The 24,099-nt window shown below is 45.3% G+C and carries 26 protein-coding genes, 1 tRNA gene and 1 riboswitch; of the genes, 16 read left to right on the forward strand and 11 right to left on the reverse strand.

Translation table 11 applies throughout. From position 1 onward, the window contains the following. Positions 1-326: 326 nt before the first annotated feature. From moaE to moaA, 5 genes are all read right to left on the reverse strand, one after another. Positions 327-782, reverse strand: coding sequence for a molybdopterin synthase catalytic subunit MoaE (moaE, locus tag ACF8EG_RS07765; RefSeq protein ID WP_005461480.1), 456 nt, complete (start codon positions 780-782; stop codon positions 327-329). A gap of 1 nt (position 783) precedes the next feature. Further along, on the reverse strand, positions 784-1,041 hold the full coding sequence (moaD, locus tag ACF8EG_RS07770) for a molybdopterin synthase sulfur carrier subunit (protein WP_020841049.1): 258 nt from the start codon (positions 1,039-1,041) through the stop codon (positions 784-786). Further along, positions 1,038-1,517 (reverse strand): cyclic pyranopterin monophosphate synthase MoaC, encoded by a 480-nt coding sequence (gene moaC / locus ACF8EG_RS07775; RefSeq protein WP_069504700.1) that lies wholly within the window; start codon positions 1,515-1,517, stop codon positions 1,038-1,040. The genes moaD and moaC overlap by 4 nt, the downstream gene beginning before the upstream one ends. 26 nt (positions 1,518-1,543) lie before the next feature. Then, on the reverse strand, positions 1,544-2,056 hold the full coding sequence (gene moaB, locus ACF8EG_RS07780; protein ID WP_005461494.1) for a molybdenum cofactor biosynthesis protein B: 513 nt from the start codon (positions 2,054-2,056) through the stop codon (positions 1,544-1,546). A gap of 102 nt (positions 2,057-2,158) precedes the next feature. Further along, complete coding sequence (moaA, locus tag ACF8EG_RS07785) at positions 2,159-3,148, reverse strand: GTP 3',8-cyclase MoaA (protein ID WP_005461510.1); 990 nt, start codon at positions 3,146-3,148, stop codon at positions 2,159-2,161. Further along, positions 3,137-3,270: riboswitch (molybdenum cofactor riboswitch) on the reverse strand. It overlaps the preceding gene by 12 nt. Positions 3,271-3,443: 173 nt before the next feature. Here moaA and ACF8EG_RS07790 point away from each other — a divergent pair. Next, on the forward strand, positions 3,444-4,337 hold the full coding sequence (locus ACF8EG_RS07790) for a YvcK family protein (protein WP_017447831.1): 894 nt from the start codon (positions 3,444-3,446) through the stop codon (positions 4,335-4,337). Positions 4,338-4,413: 76 nt separating this feature from the next. On the opposite strand, the gene luxU is transcribed toward ACF8EG_RS07790, so the two are convergent. The 3 genes from luxU to uvrB form a co-directional block, all read right to left on the reverse strand. Then, on the reverse strand, positions 4,414-4,752 hold the full coding sequence (gene luxU, locus ACF8EG_RS07795) for a quorum-sensing phosphorelay protein LuxU (protein WP_023623259.1): 339 nt from the start codon (positions 4,750-4,752) through the stop codon (positions 4,414-4,416). A 2-nt stretch (positions 4,753-4,754) separates the two neighbouring features. Then, positions 4,755-6,158: a quorum-sensing sigma-54 dependent transcriptional regulator LuxO gene (gene luxO, locus ACF8EG_RS07800; RefSeq protein WP_053343138.1), complete on the reverse strand. Its 1,404-nt coding sequence runs from the start codon at positions 6,156-6,158 to the stop codon at positions 4,755-4,757. A gap of 289 nt (positions 6,159-6,447) precedes the next feature. Beyond that, positions 6,448-8,478: an excinuclease ABC subunit UvrB gene (gene uvrB, locus ACF8EG_RS07805; protein ID WP_069504703.1), complete on the reverse strand. Its 2,031-nt coding sequence runs from the start codon at positions 8,476-8,478 to the stop codon at positions 6,448-6,450. A gap of 587 nt (positions 8,479-9,065) precedes the next feature. On the opposite strand from uvrB, the gene ACF8EG_RS07810 reads away from it, so the two are divergent. From ACF8EG_RS07810 to ACF8EG_RS07855, 10 genes are all read left to right on the forward strand, one after another. Further along, positions 9,066-9,141: transfer RNA gene (locus ACF8EG_RS07810), tRNA-Asn, on the forward strand. A gap of 327 nt (positions 9,142-9,468) precedes the next feature. Further along, positions 9,469-10,047, forward strand: coding sequence for an electron transport complex subunit RsxA (gene rsxA, locus ACF8EG_RS07815; RefSeq protein WP_005380762.1), 579 nt, complete (start codon positions 9,469-9,471; stop codon positions 10,045-10,047). Positions 10,048-10,050: 3 nt separating this feature from the next. Then, complete coding sequence (rsxB, locus tag ACF8EG_RS07820; RefSeq protein WP_005480813.1) at positions 10,051-10,647, forward strand: electron transport complex subunit RsxB; 597 nt, start codon at positions 10,051-10,053, stop codon at positions 10,645-10,647. Between the two features lie 8 nt (positions 10,648-10,655). After that, complete coding sequence (gene rsxC, locus ACF8EG_RS07825) at positions 10,656-12,923, forward strand: electron transport complex subunit RsxC (protein ID WP_392419357.1); 2,268 nt, start codon at positions 10,656-10,658, stop codon at positions 12,921-12,923. Next, positions 12,923-13,969: an electron transport complex subunit RsxD gene (gene rsxD, locus ACF8EG_RS07830; protein WP_023585259.1), complete on the forward strand. Its 1,047-nt coding sequence runs from the start codon at positions 12,923-12,925 to the stop codon at positions 13,967-13,969. Before rsxC ends, rsxD begins: the two co-directional genes overlap by 1 nt. A gap of 7 nt (positions 13,970-13,976) precedes the next feature. After that, the gene (gene rsxG, locus ACF8EG_RS07835; protein ID WP_069504707.1) at positions 13,977-14,612 is read left to right on the forward strand and encodes an electron transport complex subunit RsxG; all 636 of its coding nucleotides are present in this window, start codon (positions 13,977-13,979) and stop codon (positions 14,610-14,612) included. Further along, entirely contained in the window at positions 14,609-15,301 is a 693-nt protein-coding gene (locus tag ACF8EG_RS07840) for an electron transport complex subunit E (protein WP_005480817.1), read from the forward strand. The genes rsxG and ACF8EG_RS07840 overlap by 4 nt, the downstream gene beginning before the upstream one ends. Before the next feature lie 79 nt (positions 15,302-15,380). Next, positions 15,381-16,022 (forward strand): endonuclease III, encoded by a 642-nt coding sequence (gene nth / locus ACF8EG_RS07845; protein WP_005480814.1) that lies wholly within the window; start codon positions 15,381-15,383, stop codon positions 16,020-16,022. A gap of 32 nt (positions 16,023-16,054) precedes the next feature. Then, the gene (gloA, locus tag ACF8EG_RS07850; protein WP_005480812.1) at positions 16,055-16,471 is read left to right on the forward strand and encodes a lactoylglutathione lyase; all 417 of its coding nucleotides are present in this window, start codon (positions 16,055-16,057) and stop codon (positions 16,469-16,471) included. 143 nt (positions 16,472-16,614) lie between these two features. Beyond that, positions 16,615-17,049 (forward strand): DUF2753 domain-containing protein, encoded by a 435-nt coding sequence (locus ACF8EG_RS07855; RefSeq protein ID WP_005490627.1) that lies wholly within the window; start codon positions 16,615-16,617, stop codon positions 17,047-17,049. A gap of 211 nt (positions 17,050-17,260) precedes the next feature. Here ACF8EG_RS07855 and ACF8EG_RS07860 read toward each other — a convergent pair whose 3' ends face one another. Continuing rightward, positions 17,261-18,142 (reverse strand): flagellar protein MotY, encoded by an 882-nt coding sequence (locus tag ACF8EG_RS07860; RefSeq protein ID WP_005494483.1) that lies wholly within the window; start codon positions 18,140-18,142, stop codon positions 17,261-17,263. A 348-nt stretch (positions 18,143-18,490) separates the two neighbouring features. Here ACF8EG_RS07860 and rnt point away from each other — a divergent pair, with 348 nt between their 5' ends. Together rnt and ACF8EG_RS07870 are read left to right on the forward strand one after the other, a co-directional pair. After that, positions 18,491-19,135, forward strand: a complete 645-nt coding sequence (gene rnt / locus ACF8EG_RS07865; protein WP_005490636.1) for a ribonuclease T — start codon at positions 18,491-18,493, stop codon at positions 19,133-19,135. A 28-nt stretch (positions 19,136-19,163) separates the two neighbouring features. Further along, positions 19,164-20,489 (forward strand): Na+/H+ antiporter family protein, encoded by a 1,326-nt coding sequence (locus ACF8EG_RS07870; protein ID WP_005490613.1) that lies wholly within the window; start codon positions 19,164-19,166, stop codon positions 20,487-20,489. A gap of 94 nt (positions 20,490-20,583) precedes the next feature. Here the strand turns inward: ACF8EG_RS07870 and ACF8EG_RS07875 are convergent, their stop codons facing one another. Continuing rightward, positions 20,584-21,213 carry a DsbA family protein gene (locus tag ACF8EG_RS07875; RefSeq protein WP_069504709.1) on the reverse strand — a complete coding sequence of 210 codons (630 nt, stop codon included), beginning with the start codon at positions 21,211-21,213 and terminating at the stop codon, positions 20,584-20,586. Positions 21,214-21,288: 75 nt separating this feature from the next. Further along, positions 21,289-21,624 (reverse strand): Grx4 family monothiol glutaredoxin, encoded by a 336-nt coding sequence (locus tag ACF8EG_RS07880; protein WP_005494473.1) that lies wholly within the window; start codon positions 21,622-21,624, stop codon positions 21,289-21,291. 316 nt (positions 21,625-21,940) lie between these two features. On the opposite strand from ACF8EG_RS07880, the gene sodB reads away from it, so the two are divergent. The 3 genes from sodB to ACF8EG_RS07895 all read left to right on the forward strand — a co-directional run bounded on the left by sodB (position 21,941) and on the right by ACF8EG_RS07895 (position 24,061). Continuing rightward, positions 21,941-22,525: a superoxide dismutase [Fe] gene (sodB, locus tag ACF8EG_RS07885; protein WP_005485383.1), complete on the forward strand. Its 585-nt coding sequence runs from the start codon at positions 21,941-21,943 to the stop codon at positions 22,523-22,525. Between the two features lie 154 nt (positions 22,526-22,679). Next, a complete protein-coding gene (locus tag ACF8EG_RS07890; RefSeq protein ID WP_069504710.1) occupies positions 22,680-23,183 on the forward strand; it encodes a VC2046/SO_2500 family protein in 504 nt (167 codons plus the stop codon). Between the two features lie 134 nt (positions 23,184-23,317). Continuing rightward, positions 23,318-24,061 (forward strand): SDR family oxidoreductase, encoded by a 744-nt coding sequence (locus ACF8EG_RS07895; protein WP_053815689.1) that lies wholly within the window; start codon positions 23,318-23,320, stop codon positions 24,059-24,061. Positions 24,062-24,099 lie beyond the last annotated feature (38 nt).

Consider the following 24,099-nt stretch of genomic DNA (forward strand, 5'->3'; position numbering starts at 1 on the left):
TCACTAGTAAAATGAAGACTGTAACTGACATTTATCAGCCAAAACTTTCGATTACTCTGAATTTAAACTATTTGATAGCATCTTATGCTAGATATTTGCATATTATTTAACATTTGTGACAAACGAAGTCTAACAAATAATCGTTTATATATTGCTCGATATTTTTTATTGTGAACAATATCACCGAGATAAAACACGGGTGTTTTCGAAGATAAGAATCGCAATATTGAACCGTTTCAATATGGTTGAACAAATCGCGAAATACAAAAAAGCTAAGTGCGATTAACACTTAGCTTTTTATTTTTTGTCAAAACGAGTAGCTGGTTCTATTTTTCCCAGCGCTGCGCTGCTTGATGATCGGTGTCACGCGATTCAATCCAACGATCTTCGTTAGTTGTGCGCTCTTTTTTCCAAAACGGTGCTTTGGTTTTCAGATAGTCCATAATGAACTCGCACGCATCAAATGCCGCGCCGCGGTGCGCACTAGAAACGCCCACAAATACAATTTGGTCGCCGCTGTCCATATCACCCACACGATGAATCACGCGCACGCCAAGCAGAGGCCAGCGAGCTTCCGCTTCATCACAAATATCGCTCAAGCTCTTTTCCGTCATGCCCGGATAATGCTCTAGGTGCAGGCCAATCACGTTGTCACCAAGGTTCATATCTCTGACTTTACCGATAAAGGTCACGACCGCACCAGCAGCAGTGCCTTCCGACAAGCGTTGATATTCTTGATCAACAGAAAAGTCTTCAACTTGTACAGAAACACGAGGATCCATCTTAGCCTCCCGTTACCGGTGGGAAAAACGCAACTTCGTCGCCAGCGTTTACTTGTGTATCCAATGGGACGATCGATTGGTTCACTGCAGCAAGCAGCTTGCCTGGCTCAAGCGCCAAATCCCACTTGCCTGCTTTTTCTGCGCCCGCTTCGACAAGATGTGCGCGAACGGCTTCGACCGTATCGAACTGGCCGTCCAAATCAACGCTGTCGATACCCACTAGCTCGCGGGTTTGAGCAAAGAAAAGTACTTTAATCATGATTCCGCCTTGAAATGTCCAGATTTGCCACCCGTCTTCTCTAATAGACGAACTTGACCAATGACCATGTCTTTTTGTACTGCTTTACACATATCGTAAATCGTTAGTGCAGCGACGGAAGCTGCAGTGAGCGCTTCCATTTCGACACCAGTTTTACCCGCAAGTTTACATACGGACTCGATGCGAACTTTGTTTTCTGCTTCGATAGCTTCCAGTTGAACTTCAACTTTAGAAAGCAGTAGCGGATGACAAAGTGGAATCAAATTCCATGTTTTCTTCGCTGCTTGAATACCAGCAATACGAGCCGTTGCGAACACATCACCTTTGTGGTGCTGGCCAGAGACAATAAGTTGCAAGGTTTCTGGAGCCATGTGTACAAATGCTTCAGCGCGAGCTTCACGCACGGTTTCTGCTTTTGCAGACACATCGACCATGTTCGCTTCGCCAGATGCATTAATGTGTGTAAATTGGGTCATTGTTTTTCCTTCGCTTTTAGGAAAGGTTATACAGATAGGTGTGGCATGAAGTTACAAGGGCGATGACTTGCATCCAACTGCTGTTTAATAATTTTTGTCCAGCCTGTACGACACGCACCCGTTGAGCCTGGCATTGCGAAGATCACGGTGTGGTTAGCAAAACCTGCAATCGCACGAGACTGAATGGTAGACGTGCCGATCTCTTCATACGACACCATACGGAACAACTCACCAAAACCTTCAACTTCTTTATCAAATAGAGGCTTAAGTGCTTCTGGCGTGCTATCGCGTGAGGTAAAACCTGTACCGCCAGTGATCATGATCGCTTGGACGTTTTCATCGGCAATCCATTGAGAAACGATCGCGCGGATCTTGTACATGTCATCAATAACGATTTGTTTGTCTACTACGTTGTGACCCGCTTCTTGAGCGTGTTCAACAAGGTAACGACCAGAGGTATCGTTTTCTTCTGTACGTGTGTCAGATACCGTTAGAACGGCAATATTTGCAGGTTGAAATTTGCTTTCAGCGTGACCCATTTGTTCACCTATTCTCTAAATTAGCTTTGATACGCTTGGTATCGATTCGGAAAAAGTTAGATCCAGCTTAGCACTAAGCTCTCTCTAAAAAATTGAATAAAGTTAGCCGCCGATAGACGCAAGATGCGGCGTCATACCAGTATTGCCATCGTGTAAGAAGTGGCTTACGGACTTTGTTTGCAGCTGCGATTGGATACGTTCAATCAACTCGTTTTCTTGGTCATCACGCTCCAACAAATCACGCAGTTCAACGCCATGTTCACCAAACAAACAAAGGTGCAGCTTACCCAGCGCAGAAACACGCAGACGGTTACAGCTTTCACAAAAGTCTTTTTCATACGGCATGATAAGACCGATTTCACCTTTATAATCTGGGTGAACAAACACCTGAGCGGGGCCATCATTGTGCGAACGCACTTTCAGTAACCAGCCGTTCGCAATCAGTTGATTACGAATCGCAACACCAGAAACATGATGCTTTGAAAAGAGGTCATCCATCTCGCCCGTTTGCATTAGCTCAATAAAGCGCAATTGGATTGGACGATCTTTGATCCAGTTAAGAAACGCGGGTAGCTCGTGATGGTTCAGATCTTTCATCAACACCACATTAACTTTGACCTGCTCATAACCGACTTCGAACGCACGCTCGATACCATTCATGACTTCAGTGAACTTATTTTCACCAGTAATCTGATGGAACATTCGAGGGTCGAGGCTATCTACACTCACGTTGATGTTTGTTAAACCGGCTTCACGCCAGTCAGCAACTTGCTTCGCCATTCTGTAGCCGTTGGTCGTCGTCGCCACTTTTTTGATGCCTGGCGTCGTTGCGACAGAATGAATGATGTCAGTGAAATCTTTGCGCAAGCTTGGCTCGCCGCCAGTAATGCGCACTTTTGACGTGCCACAATCAGCAAACGCTTTTACGACCCGTTTGATTTCAGGAAGAGATAAAAAAGACGAGTTTTTGTTGCCCGATGGTTTGTAACCATCAGGAAGGCAATAGGTACATTTGAAATTACATACGTCGGTCACAGACAGACGCAAGTAATAAAACTTACGATGAAATTTGTCTTCGAATTGTTGCGCCACGGAACACCTTTCCAAACACGGGAGGCATGGCCATTTCCAATCATGCCCTTGTGACAGTATGTCACTGGCTCAAAATGCTTATCCTCGGACTTAGCATAGTGAGCTCGGAGTTATGGCAACCAGAGGGATAACCCCTGATAGCTTTGCGGTGTAAAATACTTAATATTTGTAATGGAATCCAGACTTGAGTGATAAAAAACTCTCTAGAGACACAAATTACCGCTTAGTGAGTACCGTTAGGACACTCATTAAGTTAAATTGTAGCCGTTTTTTACAACATTATTAGAAGAACGTAATGAATATCTATACGGATAAGAAAGTGGTCGCAGTTGGCGGTGGTCATGGCTTAGGTCGAATGTTAGCCGCTTTAAAAGACTTTGGCAGCAATGCTACGGGCATTGTAGCCACAACCGACAATGGCGGTTCAACTGGACGTATTCGTCACTGCCAAGGTGGCATCGCTTGGGGAGACACCAGAAACTGCATCAACCAGCTAATCACTGAACCATCTATCAGTTCGATGATGTTCGAATACCGCTTTAAAGGTACGGGAGAGCTGGACGGCCACAACCTTGGCAATTTGATGCTAACAGCATTGGATAACTTGTCGGTTCGACCGCTGGATGCAATCAATCTGATCCGAAACATGCTTAAGGTTGATGTCAATATTCTGCCAATGTCAGAGCACCCTTCGGATTTGTCTGCGCTTTCAGTGAACGGGCAATGGGTCACAGGTGAAACCAATGTGGATGAGATGGAAACCGACTTACGTCGCTTAGATCTTTCACCAGAAGTTCCAGCCACTAAAGAAGCCGTTACTGCTCTGGCAGAAGCCGATGCAATCATTCTTGGCCCAGGCAGTTTCCTCACCAGTATTATGCCGCCATTGTTATTGCCTGAGCTGGGCAAAGCCATTGCAGCAAACCGAAAAGCGAAGGTGATATTCGTTGCTAACCTCAGCCCTGAATACGGCCCAGCAGGTCGAATGTCGATGGCGCAAAAGCTGGAATGGTGTGAACGTGCGTGCCAAGGACGAAGAATCGATGTCGTCCTTGCCGAAGAAACGGACCAGAAAGTGTTGGAACAATGGAACGTCGTTACCGAATCATTAGCCTCAACCAACCGAGATTGGCGTCACGACCGAGATAAGTTGAAAGCAGCGATAGAAAACCAACTACTCGCTAAGTAGCCACTTGAGACTGCCAACGTTGATACGACAAAGCCCTTCCAATATGGAAGGGCTTTGTGTTTAAAAAGTAAAGACTTTATTGAGTCCAAGAGCGATACGCGTCGCGTGTTTCATTCAAGCGATCAAGCATAGTGTTAACCTCACTACCCTGTTCAACTAACTCACCAGATTTGGCTTTTTTATCGATAGACATCGCTAACTCACACAAACTGTCGGCTCCGAAACTCGCAGCACTGCTTTTTAGCGCATGGCTGATCTCTTTCAAATACATTAAGCGCTCTGAACCTTCTAACTGCGACAAGTTGTCAATGTACGTATCCATCTCACCCAAAAAAATATCGAGCAAAACAGGCACGTTATCACTGCCGATTTCCATCGACAGTTCATCTATTTTTTGTTGATTCAATATCGTCATGCTTACACCTTCTGCCGCTCTTCTTTACCATTCCATGCTTGTAGTTTGCGGTAAATCGTTGACGGACTGACATCAAGATACCCAGCGGCTCTTGGAATATTGCCGTCACACGCCTCAATCGCTTGCTCAATCGCCATTTTCTCTGTCATCCATAGCGGCATGATCTCTGAAACAGTCATCGCTTTTGGCTCAATCAGTTTAGATACAGATGGCCTATCTAACGGTTGATTCAGCGGCGGTGGCAACATATCTAACGTAATTTCTTTGCCGTTGTTGAGCACCACGATATTGCGTAGTACGTTTTGTAGTTGTCGGACGTTACCCGGCCACTCATAACTGTTAAAGCGATCAATCACTTCTTGAGAAAAGCGGACAAAGTTTTTGCCCTCTTCATGAGACATGTAGCCTAACAGTGAGTACGCAATTTCAATCACATCTTCACCACGTTCGCGAAGAGGCGGAAGATGCAAAGGAATCACGTATAAACGGTAGTATAAGTCTTCGCGGAAACGCCCTTCTTGAACTTCTTTCCAAGGGTCTCGGTTGGTCGCACAAACGAAGCGCACGTCCACGCTCTTCATTTTTGAAGAGCCCACTTTCTGGAACGTACCGGTTTGGATGAATCGCAATAATTTGGTTTGTAAGTCCAAATCCATTTCACACAATTCATCGAGGAACAACGTGCCACCATCGGCTAACTCAGCGGCACCTTGACGGTCATTTGCCGCACCAGTAAATGCCCCTTTTACGTGACCAAATAGTTCACTTTCAATTAAGTCTTTAGGTATGGCTGCACAGTTGATGGCAATAAACGGCTTATCACCACGTTTGCTTGCAGCGTGGATGGCTTCTGCGCATACCTCTTTACCCGTACCACTTTCACCAGTAATAAAGATACTCGCTTTACTGCTAGCGGCAGAGTCAATGGTGCGATAGACCTGCTGCATGGTTTGGCTGCTGCCGATAAAACCTTGGTAATTCTGATTACCCGGATTATCTGCTTCATTTTTTAGCTTAGTTGCTTTGCGAATTGCGTTGTTGACCGTAACACGCAGACGGTCTGCTTCACACGGTTTGATCAAAAAGTCTTGAGATCCATGACGCATCGCCTCTACCGCTGTATCGATAGAGCCATGAGCCGTCATGAAAATGATCGGCACATCTGGATGACTCTTTTTAACGGCGTGCAAAACATCCATCCCCGTCATATCAGGCAGACGAAGATCGAGAAGAATAAGATCTGGAATTCGATGATTGAGACTTTCAATGGCATCTCTACCTGTACCGACAATATTAATGTCGATCCCTAACGGCGTGAGGTACGAGCGGTATAACGCCGCAACCGATGCTGTATCCTCAACCATCAGAAGGTAACGAGATTTTGGGCCTTCAGTTTTTTGTTGCATAACCTAGCTAATATTTTGTTGTGTTTTAAACAATAATCGCATTACGCTTTGCATTTTGCAAATAACATTAGCAAAGTTACGGTTAATGATAATAGAATCAAAAACGATATCAATAGGTTAAAAAGTGGCATAAAGCATGCTGATATATTAGCGACCCCTCGGGTCACCTAGCCAACTGACGTTGTTAGTGAACGATATGTTCACAAAACAAGCCAATAGACCCGACTGCCTATTGGCTTCTTTTTTTGCCTATTCCAAGTATCTCTTTAGAAACAGCTTTTCGTGTTAACTAGCTATTCGCGATGAATTGCGCACGCAGTTTTTCTATTTCATCACGCTTCTCAGCCGCAAGCTCGAATTCCAGATCCTGAGCATGTTGGTACATCGCCGCTTCTAGTCGACTGATTTCCTTCTCCAATTGTTGTGGAGACATCACTTCGTAAGTTTGAGATGGTTCAGCGACTTTAGACAGTGGCACTTGCTTAGTATTGCGTTGACGTTTGGACTTAGTAATGTCGCCCAATTCCATAATATCCTTGATATTACGTTTTAACGCTTGCGGCGTAATGCCCATTTTCTCGTTGTACGCTTGCTGCTTCTCACGACGACGATTGGTTTCATCCATCGCTTTTTTCATCGATTTTGTAATGCTATCCGCATAGAGAATCGCTTTACCCTCAATGTTTCGTGCAGCACGACCTATCGTTTGAATGAGTGAACGTTCTGAACGCAAGAAACCTTCTTTGTCGGCATCCAAAATTGCCACCAGCGAGACTTCCGGCATATCCAACCCTTCTCGAAGCAAGTTGATACCCACTAAGACATCGAACTCACCTAAGCGCAAATCTCGAATGATCTCGACGCGCTCTACCGTGTCGATGTCTGAGTGAAGATAACGAACACGAACATCATGCTCATGCAGATATTCCGTTAAATCTTCCGCCATTCGTTTGGTCAGAGTCGTAACAAGAACACGTTCCTCTTTGGCGGCACGAATACGAATTTCAGACAACAGATCATCGACCTGAGTCGCGACTGGTCGAACTTCGAGTATTGGATCCAGCAAGCCGGTAGGACGCACGACTTGATCCGCAATTTCACCTGCCGATTTCTCTAGCTCATAATTGCCCGGTGTCGCCGAGACGAAAATAGTTTGCGGAGCAAGAGATTCAAATTCTTCAAATTTTAGAGGACGGTTGTCCAACGCCGATGGTAAGCGGAAACCAAACTCAACCAGAGTTTCTTTACGTGAACGGTCACCTTTATACATCGCACCAATCTGCGGTACAGTCACGTGGGACTCATCGATGATAAGCAAACCATCATGAGGCAAGTAATCGAACAAGGTTGGAGGCGGCTCGCCCTCAGAACGACCACTGAGATAACGTGAGTAGTTTTCGATACCAGAACAGAAACCGAGCTCATTCATCATCTCGATATCAAACTGTGTACGCTGGCTAATGCGCTGCTCTTCTATTAGCTTGTTATTCTCTAGTAATTGTTTCTTGCGTACTTCGAGCTCAACTTTGATACTTTCTATCGCTTCGAGAATACGGTCGCGGGGCGTCACGTAGTGCGTTTTCGGGTAAATCGTGTAACGCGGCAAATCTCTTTGTTTCACGACACCCGTCAATGGGTCGAACACACTGATGCAATCCACTTCATCATCAAACATTTCAACACGGACAGCATCTTGGTCAGACTCAGCTGGGAATATGTCGATCACTTCGCCGCGAACACGGAACTGACCGCGTTCAAAAGCGACATCATTACGCGAGTATTGGAGTTCCGCTAGGCGACGAAGCATGTCACGCTGATCGATCACGTCACCACGGCGTAAGTGCAGCATCATCTGTAAATACGACTCGGGATCCCCCAAACCATAAATGGCCGAGACAGAAGCTACGATGATGGCGTCTTTTCGTTCTAGTAAAGCTTTGGTGGCAGACAAACGCATTTGCTCAATGTGAGCGTTCACTGACGCATCTTTTTCAATAAAGGTGTCAGTTGTAGGCACATACGCTTCTGGTTGATAGTAGTCGTAGTAAGACACAAAATACTCGACCGCATTGTTAGGAAAGAACGATTTCATTTCCCCATACAACTGAGCCGCGAGGGTTTTATTTGGCGCCAGTAAAATTGCAGGGCGCTGTGCTTGAGCAATCACATTCGCTAGCGTGAACGTTTTACCAGAACCCGTTACACCTAAAAGCGTCTGATGCGCCAACCCCGAATCTAAGCCTTCTAATAATTGCTTAATCGCGGTTGGCTGGTCACCTGATGGTTGATACTCAGAGACCAGTTCATAAACTTTACTCATACCCTTCCTCAATCTTTACTGCCTTTACTACGTTAGGCTGTGTTACCACTTCTATGCTGTATATATATACACCTTAGTAAACGAAATCTATGCCTAAATGATTTTTCTCACTCATTGTTAATAATTTTTGTACTTTGTCTATATGGCTATAGCCTTATTCGAGTCGCTCTGATATAGTACTTCGCCCTAGTTGATAAACACTCCTCTAATATCAACTTATAGTTTCCACAACTTTTCCCCAAAACTTCTCTAAGAAGCTCATTATCCCCAAAAGCTCATCTTTTATCCACTTTGAATATTTTACCCACGCACTCAATAAACCACTGTTTTATTTGCCTATTTTGCGCATAAAGCTGACTAAAAATGCACACAAAACAAACCGAGTTGCATATAAAAGATCTTTACTCAGATCTCATCAACACACTTATCCACAATTTTAGTGGATAAGTAACTCTAGCCCTTTACTGGCAAGCACTACAAAAAAGTAAAGCGCTTTAAGCGCAATTTTTTCAAAAAAATGTATTTTTTTACTGTTGACACTAGTTTTCGTGCTCGGTAAGATTCTTCCCGCTTTCAAGCAAAGCAATTCCCCCTTAGTTCAGTCGGTAGAACGGCGGACTGTTAATCCGTATGTCGCAAGTTCAAGTCTTGCAGGGGGAGCCAAATTCAAGAAAAAAGCTCAGTTGAAAAACTGAGCTTTTTTCGTTTTTAATCGTCAAAAAATCGGCTTAAAATTTCTATCCACTTGCTAAGTATCAGAGGCCAACTCAATCGTTCGTATGGGCCACTCAGGATTCGCGCACTTTTCGTTAGCTCTCATTCCCCCAACAAATTATTCACCAAACTATTAATTCAGATACAAATTCATCTATCTAACTCACATTGACGGTTATTTTTCAGCCGTGTGTATAAAACCACATCGTTCACTGGTTGTTATTGGTGTCACAAAACACGATAATATTGGGATCGGATTTTAAGAACGTAATAACTATGACCGAATATGTTTTGTTGTTGGTCGGCACTGTGCTGGTGAACAACTTTGTACTGGTGAAGTTTTTGGGCTTGTGTCCATTTATGGGCGTGTCTAAAAAACTGGAAACAGCAATAGGCATGGGGTTAGCAACCACTTTTGTGCTAACCCTCGCATCTGTGTGTGCGTACTTAGTGGAAAGCTATATCTTGCGACCGCTCGGTATCGAGTACTTAAGAACCATGAGCTTTATTTTGGTGATCGCTGTCGTGGTACAGTTCACCGAGATGGTGGTACACAAAACTAGCCCGACCCTTTATCGCTTGCTTGGTATCTTCTTACCACTGATCACGACCAACTGTGCCGTATTGGGTGTTGCACTTCTCAACATCAATGAGAATCATAACTTCATCGAATCTATCATTTATGGTTTTGGTGCAGCCGTCGGTTTTTCACTTGTATTGATCCTTTTTGCTTCTATGCGTGAGCGTATCGCTGCGGCTGACGTGCCTGTTCCATTTAAAGGTGCATCGATTGCAATGATCACAGCGGGTTTAATGTCGCTTGCTTTCATGGGCTTTACAGGTTTGGTGAAGTAAACAATGAGTACGATTTTAATTGCGATCATCGCACTCGCTGTGCTTGCTGCGATTTTTGGCGCCATTCTTGGTTTTGCTTCTATTCGTTTTAAAGTTGAAGCGGATCCTATCGTGGATCAAATCGACGCGATTCTTCCACAAACACAATGTGGCCAATGTGGTTATCCAGGCTGTCGACCATACGCAGAAGCGATTGCGAATGGAGACAACATCAATAAGTGTCCTCCCGGCGGTCAAGCAACCATCGAAAAACTCGCAGACTTAATGGGTGTGGAACCTGAAGAGTCGGCACACGATCTAGACAGCAAAGTACCGACCGTTGCCTTCATTCACGAAGATATGTGTATCGGTTGTACTAAGTGTATTCAAGCTTGTCCTGTTGATGCGATTGTTGGTGGGACAAAAGCCGTTCACACGGTCATCAAAGACGAATGTACAGGCTGCGACTTGTGTGTCGCGCCATGTCCAACCGATTGTATTGAAATGATTCCTGTGGAAACCACCACAGATAGCTGGAAGTGGCAACTTAACGCCATCCCAGTGGTTAACATTACGGATGCTGCCAGCGATGCAGCGAACGTGAAAGATTCAATTAAGTAAGGTTTCGTATGTTGTCTTTGATTGAACAAATTCGTACTGGCTCGCTTTGGGACTTCCCAGGCGGTGTGCATCCGGCAGAAAACAAAAAACAATCCAATAAAGCCGACTTAGTGCGAGCATCCATTCCCGCTGAAATCATTCTTCCGCTGAAACAGCACATTGGTAAAGCGGGTAACTTATTGGTCTCTGTTGGTGAGCACGTTTTAAAAGGACAAGCTTTAACCCAATCAGAAACGGGGTTTACAGTACCTGTACATGCGCCAACTTCTGGCACAATCACTGCCATCGAGCCTCGAACGGTGGCTCACCCTTCTGGTTTGAGCGAATTGTGCGCCGTCATCACTCCTGACGGCCAAGATACTTGGTGTGAAAAGTCACCTATCGCTGACTACACTCAAGAATCCGCCGATGCACTCATCGACATTATTCGCCTTGCTGGCATTTCAGGGATGGGTGGTGCTGGCTTCCCTACTGCGAAAAAGATCCAATCGGGCATTGCTCGTACAGAAATCCTGATTGTGAATGCAGCAGAATGTGAACCGTACATCACGGCCGATGACAAACTGATGCAGGAGCATGCCGAAGAGCTTATCCAGGGTATCGAAATCGTCGAACACATCCTTAAGCCAAAACTGACGATCATTGGTATCGAAGATAACAAGCCAGATGCCATTAAAGCGCTGGAAAGCGCCGCTCTGAACAAGGACATTGTTATTCGAGTAATCCCGACGAAATACCCATCGGGCGGTGAAAAGCAGCTGATTAAGATTCTGACCAACAAGGAAGTTCCTAGCGGCTCTATCCCTGCAGATATTGGCATCTTGGTTCAAAACGTCGGTTCTTTATACTCAATTAAGCGCGCTATCATCGATGGCGAGCCAATGATCGAACGTGTCGTTACGTTAACAGGTAAAACCTTTAAACAGCCTCGAAACGTATGGGCGCTCTTGGGTACCCCAGTTCAAGCACTGCTCGACGAATTCGGGTACAAAGCCGATAAAAAACTTCAGCGTTTGATCATGGGCGGACCAATGATGGGCTTTACCCTGCCCCACTCACAGGTTCCTATCACCAAAACGGCGAACTGTATTTTAGCTCCGACTCGTCACGAGATTTCAGCTCATCAATACGAGATGGAATGTATACGTTGTGGTCAATGTGCGGAAGCTTGTCCTGCATCTCTACTGCCACAGCAGCTTCAATGGCATGCTAAGGCCGAAGAATATGACAAGCTAGAACAACTAAATCTAAAAGATTGTATCGAGTGTGGCGCTTGTGCGTTTGTTTGTCCAAGTGAAATTCCACTGGTGCAATATTACCGCCAAGCAAAAGCAGAAATTCGTACTCGAACTCAAGAAGCAGAAGCCGCAGAGCGTGCGAAACTGCGCTTCGAAGAGAAAAAAGCGCGTATGGAGCGCGAAAAAGCAGAACGTGAGAACCGCTTCAAGAAAGCCGCGGATGACCGTCGAAAAGAGATGAAATCAACCGGTGGTGATGATGCGATCGCCGCAGCCATTGCTCGTGTTAAAGCACAAAAATCGAACGAAGATAATAAAGCTGAGCCAGCAGTTAAACCTGCTGTCGCGGCTGCCATTGCCAAAGCAAAAGCGAAGCAAGCCGCAGCAGCAAAAGCTGGTGCAACTGAGCCTGACAACTCCGAAATGGCAAAACTGCGTGAAGAGCGCAAGCGTCTTGCTCGTGAACGTAAAACAGAAAAAGAACAAAGCGAAACCCCTGCTAACAACGCTGATGACAAAAAGTCCGCAGTTGCTGCAGCAATCGCGCGCGCGAAAGCGAAAAAAGCTCAGCAGGAAGAAAACGCATCTGAAGAGCCAGAAGATAAAAAAGCCGCAGTAGCCGCTGCTATTGCTCGTGCAAAAGCGCGCAAAGCACAACAAGAAACTGAATCGCAACCTGTTGAAGAAACAGCTTCTCAAGAGCCAGCCGAAGATCCGAAGAAAGCCGCAGTCGCTGCTGCTATTGCTCGTGCAAAAGCGCGTAAAGCGCAACAAGAGACTGAATCTCAACCTGTTGAAGAAACCGCTTCTCAAGAGCCAGCCGAAGATCCGAAGAAAGCCGCAGTTGCAGCCGCTATTGCTCGTGCAAAAGCGCGTAAAGCGCAACAAGAGACTGAATCTCAACCTGTTGAAGAAACCGCTTCTCAAGAGCCAGCCGAAGATCCGAAGAAAGCCGCGGTCGCTGCTGCGATTGCTCGTGCAAAAGCGCGAAAAGCTCAACAAGACGCGAATAAAAATAATACCGAGGAGAACGAGTAATGTCGTTTTTTATTGCCAGTTCACCGCATGCGCATAGTCGTCGCAGCACGCCTGACTTAATGAAATGGGTAGCCTTATGTGCTATCCCTGGCTTGGCAGCGCAAACGTACTACTTTGGTTGGGGCACATTAATCCAGCTGATTTTTGCTATCGCCGTTGCAGTATCACTTGAAGCACTCGTGATGATCTGTCGTAAACGCTCGCCAATGAGAGCGTTACGAGACAACAGTGCAATTGTCACCGCATGGCTACTCGCCGTTGCCATTCCACCTTGGTCTCCGTGGTGGATCATAGTTATTGGTTTAATTTTTGCGATTGTGATTGCCAAACACCTTTATGGTGGCATTGGACAGAATCTCTTCAACCCAGCAATGGTCGCCTACGTTGTACTTTTGATTTCCTTCCCGGTTCAAATGACCAGTTGGAGTGCACCAACACTGTTGATTCCAGACCATGTGAATTTCGCAGATACCCTCTCTTTGATTTTCACTGGTTTTGATTATGACGGTCTTTCATTGCAACAAGTTCGCGCTGGTGTTGATGGTGTAACAATGGCAACTCCACTGGATGCCTTTAAAACAGGTATTCACACGGGAGCAACCCCTAGTGAAGTGCTTTCACAGCCGATCTTTGGTGGCTTGGCTGGCATCGGCTGGCAGTGGGTGAACATAGCCTACCTGATTGGCGGCTTAGTGATGATCAAAAAACGCATCATTCAGTGGTACATTCCAGCAGGCTTCCTCGCGAGTTTGACTCTGTTTAGCCTTATTTTCACCGTTATCACGCCGGGAGAGACGGCTTCGCCAATCTTCCATCTGCTGTCAGGCGCAACCATGCTAGGTGCGTTCTTTATTGCGACAGATCCAGTATCGGCATCTACCACAGTAAAAGGCCGCCTTATTTTTGGTGCGCTAATCGGTGCTCTTGTCTTTATTATTCGTAGTTGGGGCGGCTTCCCTGATGGCGTCGCCTTTGCGGTTCTATTAGCCAACATGTGCGTTCCGCTTATCGACTACTACACCAAACCTAGAACTTACGGCCACTGAGGTAAACATGTTAACCGCAATTAGAAAAAATGGTCTGACACTGGCGATCTTTGCTTGCGCCACAACAGGTTTGGTCGCGTTGACTCAGTACTTAACCGAAGATCAAATCAAGCTTCAGGAACAAAAGCAGCTACTTTCAGTGCTTAATCAAGTAATTCCTAAAACGATGCACGACAACGCATTAACTCAATCATGCACGTTGGTGACGTCTCCAGAGCTTGGCACGATGCACGCAATGCCTACCTACATTGCCACCAAAAATGGCGAGCCAACAGCCATCGCCATTGAGTCGATTGCACCAGATGGCTATAACGGTGAAATCAAAGTCATCACAGGTATCGATAATCAAGGTAAGATTTTAGGTACGCGCGTACTTAGCCATCAAGAAACACCGGGGCTAGGCGATAAAATAGATCTTCGCGTTACCAGTTGGATTCTTGGCTTCACGGGTAAGCAAGTCACCGAAGATAATTGGAATTCTTGGAAAGTTCGTAAAGATGGTGGAGACTTTGATCAGTTTACTGGCGCTACCATTACGCCTCGAGCTGTCGTCAAAGCAGTCAGAAACACCGTAAACTACGTAAATCAATCTCGTGATGAGATTCTCAGCCAGCCACTAAACTGCGCAGGAGACAATCAATGAGCGAAAACAAACAATTGATGAAGAACGGCATGTGGAGCAACAACCCAGCATTGGTTCAGCTGCTCGGTTTATGTCCTCTACTCGCCGTTTCATCGACGATCACCAACGCGCTGGGTCTTGGTATTGCCACATTACTGGTACTAGTGGGGTCTAACGTAACGGTTTCACTGATCCGTAACTATGTTCCTAAAGAGATCCGAATTCCGGTTTTCGTTATGATCATTGCGTCACTCGTAACCTGCGTCCAGCTACTAATGAATGCTTACGCTTACGGATTGTACCTATCACTGGGTATCTTTATCCCGTTGATCGTAACCAACTGTATCATCATCGGTCGCGCCGAAGCTTACGCTTCAAAAAATGATGTGCTTCCTGCCGCATTGGACGGCTTATGGATGGGACTGGGCATGACCAGTGTGCTAGTTGTGTTGGGCTCAATGCGCGAGCTTATCGGCAACGGCACATTGTTTGACGGTGCAGACTTGCTATTGGGTGACTGGGCTGCAGCGCTGCGCATTCAAGTATTCCAATTTGATAGCAGCTTCTTATTAGCACTATTACCACCAGGTGCTTTCATCGGTGTAGGACTTTTGATTGCGTTGAAAAATGTTATCGACAGCTCAATTCAGGCTCGTCAGCCGAAAGAAGAAAAGCCGGCCATTGAGCGTGCTCGCGTAACTAACGCATAATATAAGAATTCTAAAATCAAGGCTCTACCACTCGTAGGGCCTTTTTCATAAACCGCAAAGACGGGTTTGGAAGTCAGCAATGAACAAAGAAAAAAGAATAGAAATTCTTGAACGATTAAGAGAAAACAACCCCAATCCTGAAACGGAACTGAACTGGAGCTCTCCATTTGAGTTACTCATCGCTGTGCTACTTTCAGCGCAAGCGACCGATGTCAGTGTCAACAAAGCCACTGATAAACTCTTCCCCGTTGCGAATACGCCACAAAGTATTCTCGATTTGGGTGTCGATGGTTTGAAGGAATACATCAAAACTATTGGCCTGTTTAACTCAAAAGCAGAAAACACCATCAAAACCTGTAAGATCTTATTAGAAAAACATAATGGCGAAGTGCCTGAAGATCGCGACGCTCTTGAAGCTCTTCCAGGAGTCGGCCGTAAGACCGCCAATGTCGTGCTCAACACCGCATTTGGTTGGCCAACCATTGCCGTCGATACGCACATTTATCGCGTTTCGAATCGTACTAAGTTTGCGATGGGAAAAACGGTAGATGATGTCGAACAAAAACTATTAAAAGTGGTACCAAAAGAGTTCAAACTCGATGTACACCACTGGTTAATTCTTCATGGTCGCTACACTTGTTTAGCGAGAAAGCCTCGCTGTGGAAGCTGCATTATTGAAGATTTGTGCGAATATAAAGAGAAAGTATACCCAGATAGTTAACGCTATCTGAAAACAGAAGCTAGGAGCTAAAAATGTCAAACGGTCGAATTCTACACACTATGCTTCGCGTAGGTGATCTAGACAAATCAATCAAATTTTATACTGAAGTCATGGGCATGCAGTTGCTTCGTACCAACGAAAACAAAGAGTACGAATACACACTTGCCTTTGTTGGTTACGGTGATGAATCCCAAGGTGCCGTGATTGAACTGACTTACAACTGGGGTAAGACAGAATATGACCTAGGCACAGCATTTGGTCATATTGCAATTGGCGTAGACGACATCTACGCAACATGTGATGCAATCAAAGCCGCAGGCGGTAACGTTACTCGCGAAGCGGGCCCAGTGAAAGGTGGTACAACACACATCGCCTTTGTAAAAGATCCTGATGGTTACATGATTGAGCTTATCCAGAACAAACAAGCTTCTGCGGGTCTAGAAGGCTAGAACATCTGATTCACTTGCATTGCAAGTCGAACCTCAATTACAGGCAGGTCTGCGATCTGCCTGTCCTTTTGTAAACAAACTACTTTACTTGATAATAATTATCGTTTAGATTCATCCCAAATTCGATACGTGGGACAACGATAATGATCAGTGAATGGGAAAAACACACACTCCTAGCCGATACTGCCCTGCAACTAGATGATCCTGTACGCAGCATTCTTCACTATCAACAAGCTTTAAGCTTAAGTGAAGACATTAGTGAATGCGTGGAAATTGAAGCAGACGAGCGCCTTTTGATTTCTGTAATCTCTTGTCACAACCTCGCGCAATTTTGGCGCTGGGCTGGTGATACCGAATACGAACTCAAATATCTTCAGCTGGCATCTGAAAAAGTGCTCACACTTATTCCCCAATGCCCAAACCAGAATTGCGCGAGCTTTATTGACTCCATCGGCTGTTGCACAAAAGCACTTATCGATTTTATGAAGCGTCATCCAAACCCAGCAATTGCGAAACAAGTAGAGAAGATCGATACCGCAACCAATTGCGAAGTGATCGCTAAGTTTCGTTTAAATTAATGAGCAAAGGTCGAAAATAAGCTGACCTCATCACTTGGAAATGACTCAACGAAAGCTATTCGACAGTAAGTAGATACTCACTAACATATACAAAGTAAGACTTGAGCGTTTTCGATGCTTTTACTTAATTTACAAGCTAACAACGTCAATGTACAAAAACGCCGGAGATTATTTCTCCGGCGTTTTATATGTAAGCATGCTTTACTACGGCCTAAACTTGAGTTCGACCTAAAGAGATGACTACACGACGGTTCTTGTCTTTACCAATCGGCGTGCCATTATCAGCAATAGGTCGGCGCTTGCCATAACCTTGCACTTGAATACGATCCTCTGGCAAACCCAGTGATTCAAAGTAAGTACGTAGAGACTCTGCTCGTCGCTCCGATAGGCTCTGGCTTTCGCTCTTACCATCGGTTGAATCAGTGTATGTCGCCACCAGCACGAGGTCGATATCTTGATTGTGACGCACATAATCAGCAATCTGAGCAAGACGCTTTTTAGACGCTTTCGTCAGTTGGTCACCCTGACGTTCGTAATGCAAAATCGTAAACGCAATATCTTCGAAACTGTACTTCAACAAATTAGCGATACAGTCACTAAACGCATTGTACTTACTTTGGAATAATACGGATGACAACGCGACTTCAATTCGTTGATCGCGACTTTGCCAATCTTGATAGCTGAATGTTGGGTAACGGCCTTTCTCTAATTCAGATAAAATACCCCAAGCAGTTTGCCCACCGACATACCCATCAAACTGTTTGAAAAACTTCAGATTCGTGATGCGGTCGGCATGCTCACCCGGTCGCCAAGGTGGTGGCATTGAGATCAAGCTGACATTGCGTGTTTCACCCATAGGGCGACGCATCTTAAGTTCAAAATCCAAATTGATTTTTTTACTCGCACGCGACGAAAACACCGCATCACCAAAGCTTGGAATTGGATGCACAAGCTGACATTCCAAAGGGGTATTTACCACCATTTCCCATTGTGATTGCTGCGGAGTAGCGACATAACGCTTGCCCATCACCGCGTAACTGTTTGCGCTAAGCAGTGAAAGCATGACACCACTGGTTATCAGCCATTTATTCATCTAGTACAATCTCTCAAACGGCAGTCTTTTGCCGTTAATTGGAATCATTAAAACTACAACGATTGTCATGCAAAAATCCCGCCAATGCTCTAACTTTCTTGGTGAGAGTATCAAAATGAACGATTCCAGCTCTAATTTCTCCCACAAATGCCGCTAAATCGTATCTATTTCCGAGTTAAATATGCACCTGCGTGATACCAAAATCGGTACTTGTGCTCTTTATCTCAAGCGCCGCGCGAGCTTATTGATTAGATGGAAAATAGAATTCCGTTTTTCTCCAAAATTGCGGTTTTTCTCATCGATATAATCTGCAATAATGCAGCCTTCGTCACACAAAAATAAGCCAACATGACAATAGAAAATGAAGCCCTAACCCTGAAAAAGCGTTTTCGTGGTTATTTCCCAGTGGTTGTTGACGTTGAGACCGCTGGTTTCAATGCTCAAACCGATGCACTTTTAGAAATCTGCGCCGTCACCCTTCGTATGGATGAAGAAGGCGTTCTGCATCCAGCCTCCACTATTCATTTTCATATTGAACCTTTTGAAGGCGCGAATTTAGAGAAAGAAGCGCTTGAGTTTAATGGTATTCGTGACCCTTTCAGCCCGTTACGCGGTGCAGTTTCTGAACAAGAAGCATTAAAAGAAATTTATAAGCTGATTCGTAAAGAACAAAAAGCATCTGATTGCTCACGTGCAATAATGGTTGCACATAACGCCGCTTTCGACTTAAGTTTTGTTAATGCAGCAAACGAACGCTGCAAGTTAAAAAGAGTCCCTTTTCATCCCTTTGCTACTTTTGACACCGCCACATTAAGCGGCCTTGCTTATGGTCAAACTGTTCTCGCTAAAGCATGCAAAACGGCAGGGATGGAATTCGACAATCGTGAAGCGCACTCTGCCCTTTACGATACACAAAAAACTGCAGAGTTATTCTGTGGCATCGTGAACAAATGGAAGGCCCTCGGCGGTTGGCCGCTTGTTAACGAAGAATAATAAGTAAACACAACATATTGGGAATAGTATGAATCCTGTCGTTATCTCAGTTTGCGTCATGCTCGTGTTAGCATTGATGCGTGTAAACGTGGTGGTCGCCCTCACGTTTAGTGCCATTGTTGGTGGCCTTGTTGCGGGAATGAGCTTAGGCGATACCGTAGCGGCCTTCGAAAGTGGCTTAGGTGGCGGTGCAACGATTGCACTTAGCTACGCTATGCTTGGCACATTCGCCGTTGCCATTTCTAAATCTGGTATCACTGACCTGCTCGCAAAAAGCGTGATTAAACGCCTAAACGGCAAAGAAAGTGCGGCATCGACTACTGGCCTTAAATACGCTGTATTAGTGGCGTTAGTGCTCGTAACCATGTCTTCTCAGAACGTAATTCCTGTTCATATCGCCTTTATTCCAATTTTGATTCCACCTCTTTTGGGCGTATTTGCGAAGCTTAAACTGGATCGTCGCTTAATTGCGTGTGTGCTGACTTTTGGTCTGATTACACCTTACATGGTGCTTCCTGTTGGTTTTGGCGGGATCTTCTTAAACAACATCTTGCTGAAGAACCTGCATGACAACGGTTTAGAGAACGTTGTCGCAAGCCAAGTACCAACCGCAATGTTGCTTCCTGGCGCGGGTATGATTTTTGGTTTGCTACTGGCCATTTTTGTTAGCTACCGAAAACCTCGTGAGTACAAAGAAACAGAACTGACTGTGGTTCACGAAACCGACCACAGCATTAACAAACAGCACATCCTAGTGGCTGCACTTGGTATTATTGCCGCGCTTGGTGTTCAGCTTTACACCGGCTCAATGATCATCGGTGCTCTTGCTGGTTTTATGGTGTTCACGTTTGGTGGCGTTATCGCGTGGAAAGAAACCCACGACGTATTCACCAAAGGCGTTCACATGATGGCGATGATCGGCTTTATCATGATCGCAGCCGCGGGTTTTGCAGCGGTAATGAAACAAACCGGTGGCGTAGAAACCCTAGTTCAGTCACTGTCTACAAGTATTGGTGACAACAAACCGCTTGCTGCGCTACTTATGCTGGTTGTTGGTCTATTGGTAACCATGGGTATTGGTTCTTCATTCTCGACGATTCCAATTCTTGCAACCATCTACGTTCCGCTTTCTTTGGCGTTTGGTTTCTCACCAATGGCAACGATCGCATTAGTAGGTACAGCTGCAGCGCTAGGTGATGCAGGTTCTCCAGCATCCGACTCAACATTGGGCCCAACTTCTGGCCTAAATGCTGACGGCCAGCACGAACACATTTGGGAAACGGTTGTTCCAACCTTCATCCACTACAATATCCCACTGATCATCTTCGGTTGGATCGCTGCAATGGTGCTTTAGTATCAAGTTTTCGAACAGAAAAGACTGATGCCTTTGCTAACAAAAAAACCGCTCGATATGAGCGGTTTTTTTAATTCAATCGAAAACGAAGCCACTATTGCGCTGGCATGTTTTCGATAATGCGTTCACGAATCAACTTAAGCGTTGGCTCGGTCGATAGGTAATCCACCTCAATTGGGAAATACGCATCGTTGATTTGCAGCACCAAACTAGGGTAAGAGTTAACACCCAAACTTTTCGCTAAACTCAGTTGGTCTTGGAATACACCTTCCAATAACGTGCCATCCATATCATTTTTAAACTGCTGCACATTCAAGCCAATCTCTTTCGCTAATTGAAGATGCGTTGCTTCTTCATGAGGTGGCATTGCACGTAGATAATAGGCGTGCTGAATCGCTTCGAGCATTTGCTCATACGAATCTTGGAATCCGGCGGCGATAACAGCGCGGCATGATTGATACGTACTTCTCACTGGTGTGCACAGTTTCCAGAAATCGTAGTTAAACTTGGTGCCTAGCTGAGTTTCGATTTGCTTCCAAATCCCTTCAAGCTTTTGTTGCATTTCTGGCGGCATTGGCAAATTAGTATCTGGTGCAAGCCCACCCACCACATACTCAAACTGAATCACACCTGGCAGTTGTTGTTTTAGTTTTTCGATGGTTGGTTTGTATCCCCAGCACCAACTGCACATAGGGTCATGTACGTAGTAAAGCGTTATGTTCATTCCACTAACCTAAAAAAGAAAAAGGAGCCAATGCGGCTCCTTCGTATTCTATCGCCAAATGTGAGTATTTACGAATTACTCAGCTTGACCTTCAGCGCGTGCTGCAGCTTCTTTGATTAGAGGCTGAAGTTCACCCTTCTGGAACATTTCCAGAATGATGTCACAACCACCAATTAGCTCACCTTCAACCCATAGCTGTGGGAACGTTGGCCATTGTGCGTATTTTGGTAGCTCAGCGCGGATGTCTGGGTTTTGTAGAATGTCTACGTAAGCGAACTTCTCGCCACATGCCATTAGCGCTTGTGATGCTTGAGAAGAGAAACCACAGCTTGGCAGTTTCGGTGAGCCTTTCATGTACAGCAGGATTGAGTTTTCAGAGATCTGCTGTTTGATTTTGTCGATAGTTTCCATCGCTTCCTCATTCATGGATGTGAACTTGTTTATTTGCCACATTCTACTCAATAACGACAGAATAAAAACCATGTAATTGATACGGTTTATACTGAGATGATTTAAAAGCAAAAAGTTTGACCGCTTACTACCACTTCGTTGGTAAGTGGACGAGCATGAACAACACTTAGCATCTCAAAATATTTTCATATCGGGGTTTTAATAAAGTAAAAACTTGCTAAAATACCTAGCAAGTCAGCCGTAAAGGCTACATAGCTATAAAAAACACTGGAAGCAATCGAAAGGTTAACCTTTCATATCAATGGAGAATCGAGTAATGGCATTTGAACTACCAGCTCTTCCTTACGCGAAAGACGCACTAGAACCACACATCTCAGCAGAGACTCTAGACTACCACCACGGTAAGCACCACAATACTTACGTTGTTAAGCTTAACGGTCTTATCCCTGGTACTGAGTTCGAAGGCAAAACTCTAGAAGAGATCATCAAGACTTCTACTGGTGGCGTATTCAACAACGCAGCGCAAATCTGGAACCACACGTTCTACTGGCACTGTCTTGCTCCAAACGCGGGCGGCGAACCAACTGGCGCAGTTGCAGACGCAATCAACGCAGCATTCGGTTCTTTCGAAGAATTCAAAGCGAAGTTCACTGACGCAGCAATCAACAACTTCGGTTCTTCATGGACTTGGCTAGTTAAGAAAGCTGACGGTTCTCTAGAAATCGTTAACACTTCTAACGCAGCAACGCCACTAACAGAAGAAGGTACTACTCCACTTCTAACTGTTGACCTATGGGAACACGCGTACTACATCGATTACCGCAACGTACGTCCTGATTACATGAACGGCTTCTGGGCTCTTGTAAACTGGGACTTCGTAGCTGAGAACCTAGCGAAGTAATTGACTTCCCCCTAGTTCAATTTAGTCTTATTTTAAAAGCTCGCTGAATCAGCGAGCTTTTTCTTTTCTCGCTTAAAAATACCCATTTAATCTCTTCTTTTTCCTAAAGTTCTTCTTTGATGCGCCGTTATAAAAGCATCTCAAGAGGAACATCATGCAAATTCATACGTTAGACAAAGCAGCAATTATCAACGAAATTCGGTTCGGCAACAGTATCAACTATGCTGTTCACGAAGGTCGTCGTGCCGATTTTTCGCTGATTTTGTCTATGTTCTCAAACGATGTTCGAGATGTCGTACCGGCTGAAGAAATTAAAGAAACGGCCACAAGCGACGAGATTCTTCGTCAACAGTTTGGGCTCTCTCAGCCTCAAGCTTTGCGCTCCGATAGCAGCAGCTACGAGCTCGCCGCATTACAAGCGAAACAATTCCATAATGCGGGTCTGCCATCTGCAAAGTTAAGCCACTACCTAAAACCAGACGCCCTAACCTACTTGCCAGAAGATACGTTCGATCTTCCTGAAGACGTTTATCATAATTTGTCAGGCCATGAGCGCCGCACTTTAGGTGAGCGCAACAAGAGCCTTATTCCTGACGCGGGCCTCTACAATCAGCTAGTGACGGCTCAACGTCAGTATCAGATCCAAGCTCAAGCATAGAGATCAGCTTTTCATCCAACAGCTTGCAGTATCAACACGTCAGAAATGTGACGCCTTACAAATTACCGCACAATAGTCCTTACTCGAAAGCGTTAGTTTGAAGCCTTTCACACTGAGCTCAACGATTTTCAACCATGCTGATAGCACAAACCACTGGTGTATTGTTTTTCACACATGGATACAGTGAAGGTGTTATGGATATTAAAGAGTCAATCATTCTCGTCACATCTGCGGGTTCGGTCATCGGAAGAACGTGCTCCAGCCATTTCGCTCATCTCGGAGCGACGTTGATCCTGTGTGACCAAAATTCAAGCGCCCTAAAGGCGAGCTATGATCAGATCCGCGCATTTACCGACAAAGTCTATGCAATGAATGTGTGTAGTGATAACCCCACATCTATAAACCTATTGTTTGATCAGATCGAATCGCAGCTAAGAGCAACGCCAGATGTTATCGTTAATTGTTGGACGAGCTCACCGATGCCAAGCCTAATGGCGCCAGAACCAATGAGTATCTATATCGACCACCTATCTTCCGCGGCACGTTTTCTCTATACCTACGGGCAAGTCGGCGCGGAACGATTTAGAGCGCGCAATAAAAAAGGTGTGATCGTGAATGTCATTTCGCACGATAACCACGAAGATCTGACTGGTGTTGAAAGCATGGCGGCTTTGGTGTCTGGCTTTACGCGCAGCTGGGCAAAAGAGCTCACCCCTTTCAATATCCGCGTCGGCGGCGTGATTCCCTCTGTCAGTCATACACGAGAGGATCTTGACGAAAGGCACTGGGCAGAGATCCAAGACGAACTGGTCCGTAACACAGCATACATCGTCTCAAATGAATACTTCAGTGGCCGAGTAGTTGCGACCGAAGTGTAAACATACACCATTGCTCTGTGTTTCCCGACTCCGATGTA

The organism is Vibrio sp. YQ_11 (assembly GCF_043103065.1).
Classification (GTDB): domain Bacteria; phylum Pseudomonadota; class Gammaproteobacteria; order Enterobacterales; family Vibrionaceae; genus Vibrio; species Vibrio parahaemolyticus.